At 29.4% G+C, this 4082-nt stretch carries 2 protein-coding genes and 1 pseudogene; 2 read left to right on the top strand and 1 reads right to left on the bottom strand.

What is annotated here, in order from left to right; all coding sequences use genetic code 11:
- Positions 1-1264, bottom strand: a pseudogene (gene ffh, locus AB1Z17_RS03170) (signal recognition particle protein); the annotation flags it as partial.
- A gap of 300 nt (positions 1265-1564) precedes the next feature.
- On the opposite strand from ffh, the gene AB1Z17_RS03165 reads away from it, so the two are divergent.
- Together AB1Z17_RS03165 and AB1Z17_RS03160 are read left to right on the top strand one after the other, a co-directional pair.
- Positions 1565-3250: an FAD-dependent oxidoreductase gene (locus AB1Z17_RS03165; RefSeq protein ID WP_368050339.1), complete on the top strand. Its 1686-nt coding sequence runs from the start codon at positions 1565-1567 to the stop codon at positions 3248-3250.
- Positions 3251-3534: 284 nt separating this feature from the next.
- The coding region (locus AB1Z17_RS03160; protein ID WP_368050338.1) for a hypothetical protein at positions 3535-4082 on the top strand (548 nt) is incomplete at its 3' end.

Raw genomic sequence — 4082 nt, 5'->3', positions numbered from 1 at the left:
TTTTACTCATTTGAGTAAATTGTTTTAACAATTGATTTACTTCCTGAATGCTTGTTCCAGATCCTTTTGCAATTCGTTTTTTTCTTGTTGCATTAATAGTTTTTGGCTCACTTCTTTCGCCAGGAGTCATTGAATGTATCATTGCTTCAATTCCTTTAAAAGCATCATCGTCTATATCTACGTCTTTCATCATTTTTCCAGCGCCAGGTATCATTCCCATCAAATCTTTCATGTTACCCATCTTCTTGATTTGCTGAATTTGCTTCAAAAAGTCATCAAAACCAAATTGATCTTTGGCAATTTTCTTTTGAATTTTTCTTGCCTCTTCTTCATCATATTGTTCTTAAGCACGTTCTACTAACGAAACAACATCACCCATTCCCAAAATCCTATCTGCCATACGGTCTGGGTAGAAAACATCAATTGCTTCCATTTTTTCTCCAGTACCAATAAATTTAATAGGTTTATTAACAACAGATTTTATAGATAATGCGGCACCACCACGGGTATCACCATCTAATTTTGTAAGTACAACACCTTCAAAGTTTAAAATATCATTAAAAGCTTTTGCAGTATTTACAGCATCTTGCCCAGTCATTGAATCAACTACAAATAAGGTTTCTTGCGGATTTACAGCCTTATGAATGTTCGAAATTTCGGTCATCATAGCTTCATCAACAGCCAAACGACCTGCGGTATCAATAATAACAACGTTTTTTCCAGTTGCTTTTGCGTGCTTCAATGCATTTTGAGAAATTTCAACTGGATTTTGATTTCCAACTTCGGCATAAACTTCAACTCCAATTTGTTCTCCAACTACTTGTAACTGATTTATTGCAGCTGGTCTATAAACATCACAACCAACCAATAAAACATTTTTAGCTTTTTTAGTTTTTAAATAATTTGCAAGTTTACCAGAAAAAGTAGTTTTACCAGAACCTTGTAAACCAGACATTAAAATAACTGTTGGTGTGCCTGAAAGGTTAATACCTACAGTTTCTCCACCCATTAACTCAGTAAGTTCATCCTTTACAATTTTAACCATTAATTGTCCAGGATTTAAAGATGTTAAAACATCTTGTCCCAGCGCTTTTTCTTTAACGGTATTTGTAAAGTTTTTAGCTATTTTAAAGTTAACATCGGCATCTAACAGCGCTCTTCTTACTTCTTTTAAAGTCTCAGCAACATTTACTTCTGTAATTTTTCCATGACCTTTAAGTACATGAAGGGCTTTATCTAATTTTTCACTTAAATTATTAAACATATTCTTGCATCAATTTTTTAGAATTGCAAAGATAACAAAAATCAATAAAAATCAATTTTTCTGATGCTCATTTTATGTTTTGAATATCATAAAGAAAAATTTTGGTATTCATATATATTTTAGAGTCTTTCTAAATTAAAATTGAATTAAGTTAATGTTCAACAAACAAAACATAAAATGTAGTTTTAAACATTAATTATATACTAAAAAGTAACAATAATTACGTAAACGAAATAGTAATAAAAATCACTCTCTAGTTTAAAAAAAAGTGAAAAATTTGCATAAATATTAATATCTAAAATGAAAAAAATAATAGTAATTGGAGGTTTATCTGCAGGACCATCTGCAGCGGCAAAAGCAAGAAGGGAAGACGAAAATGCTGAAATAATTTTGTTTGAAAAAGGAGCAAATATAAGTTATGCAACTTGTGGAATGCCCTATGCTTTTTCAGGTGTTATTGAAGATAGAAGTAATTTAATTGTAGTTCAACCAGAATTATTAAGAACACGTTTTAATATAGACCTTCGTTTAAACGAAGAAATTCTTAAAATTGATACAACTAACAAAATAGTATTTTCAAAAAAAGGAGATTATAGTTACGATATGTTGGTTTTTGCAACTGGTGCAAAATCAATTGTTCCTCCAATAAAAAATATTGAAAAAGCTACAAATTGGTCTACTTGTAGAAGCATGATTGATTTTGATAAAATTACCAAAGAAGGTTTAGCTTCAAATTCAAAACACATTACTGTTATCGGAGCCGGATTAATAGGAGTAGAAGTTGCTGAAAATTTAAGGGAAGCAGGGAAAGAGGTGACGCTAATTGAAGGTGACAACCAAGTATTAAATATGTGGCAACAAAAATTCGGGAATTTTGCTGAAACTGTTTTAAAAGAAAAAGGTATTGAAGTGCTAACTTCAAGTTTAGTTTCAGAATTTGAATTAGATGAAAATTGGAAAATTAATGGTGTAAAAATAAAAGATGGGAACACTATAAAAACCGATTTTGTTATTTTAAGTGTTGGTATAAAACCAAATACAGATTTATTACTTGAAAATGGAGCCGAACATATTAATAACGGAGCTTTAAAAGTAAACGAACGCATGGAAACATCTATTAAAGATGTTTTTGCTGCGGGAGATAATGTTGCCATCAAAAATTTACAAACCAATCAATTTGATTATTTTCCATTGGGAACACATTCTAATAAAGCTGGTAGAGCAGCAGGAGCAAATGCAGTTGGACAAAATATTCAATTTAAAGGAGCTTATAAAACCGCAATAGTAAAAGTTTTTGATTATATCTTGGCGCGTACAGGATTGAATCCAAAAGCTTTACAAGATTTAAAAATTCCTTTTAAAACGGTACTTACAGTTGCAGGAGCAACTCCAGGTTATTACCCAAACCAAAAAGATTTAATAATAGAAATTTATTACCATGCTAAAACTGAAGAAATTTTAGGAGCAGAATTATTTGGTGAAGTTGGAGTTGATAAGCGTGTAGATGTTTTGAGTACCGCAATTTATGCAAAACTAAAAATTACAGATTTGGCACAATTAGATTTGGCGTATGCACCACCATTTTCTCCTGCAAAAGATCCAGTTGTAGTTTCTAGTTTTGTAACAGAAAATATGTTGAATAATAAAAGTGTTCAAGTTTCAGTTGAAGAATTAAGTAAATTTTTAATCGAAAATAAAATAGAAGAGTATACCTTAATTGATGTAAGAACTGCTCAAGAATATGAGAGAGGTACTATTCCAAACGCAATTAATTATCCGTTAGATTCTTTAAGAAGTGATATTGAAACTATTAAAACATTAAATAAACCAATTATTATTTTTTGTCAGAAAGGATTAAGAGGTTATTTAGCCGAACTTATTTTGAATCACAACAAGATTAACAATGTAGTGAATGTTGCGGGTGGATTTAAATTATGGCAAATGTATTGTGATAAAATTGAAATTCCTGAGCCAGTTTTGGATTAAGTTAAGTAAGCGAACACATATTTTAAAACACTTCTATTTTTAAAAAATAGAAGTGTTTTTTTATAGAATAATCTTATAGTGTTTTAAAATTTAATTAATTTTTTAATATAAAATTTTTATAAGTAATTAATTTAAAGTATATTAGACTTTTAAAGTAACAAAAGTTACATTAAATATGAGTTAATGATTTTTCAATTAACAAAAAATATCTACCCCAATTTAACAATTTGATATCAAATAATTTGATATATATTTAATCTACTAACTAATTAATATTTTAAACTATGAGAACAAAAACAAATTTAATTGTAACGCTGATATTTGCGTTAATGGTAACTACATTTACTGGTAATGCACAGGAAGAAAAAGAATCCTATGCAATGGTTGAAGTAACCTATATGAAAGCTAAGATAGGAATGGAAAAAGCTTTTGAAGCTGCTGTAAAATCACATAATGAAAAATACCATAAAGAAGGTGTTTTTAAAGCTTCTTTAGATTTGATTATTACTGGTAAAGAAACAGGTTGGTATGCTTGGATTATGGGTCCTTGTACTTTTTCAGATTTAGATAAAAGACCTAATGATTCTGCACACGGAAATGATTGGGATAAAAATGTATCTCCAACTGTTTTAGAATATGGAAGAAATGAATTTTGGCGTTATAATTCTAAACTTTCTTACAATGGAAATTCTTCAGATACTCCAAAACTTGAAAATATTTGGTTTATTGATTTAAAAAAAGGACAAGGTTATAAGTTTAGAGAATTTATTGAAAAAGTTAAAAAAGCTCATGAAAAGAGAGGTGAGGGCAGTTTAAATGTATATGATAATCA

Origin of the sequence: Lutibacter sp. (assembly GCF_040883305.1) — a bacterium.
Classification (GTDB): Bacteria; Bacteroidota; Bacteroidia; order Flavobacteriales; family Flavobacteriaceae; genus Lutibacter.
This window is presented reverse-complemented; position numbering and strand designations above follow the sequence as displayed.

Bases quoted from the DNA above. Each gene is read 5' to 3' on its own strand.
- AB1Z17_RS03165 (WP_368050339.1), top strand. From the start codon at position 1,565: ATGAAAAAAATAATAGTAATTGGAGGTTTATCTGCAGGACCATCTGCA.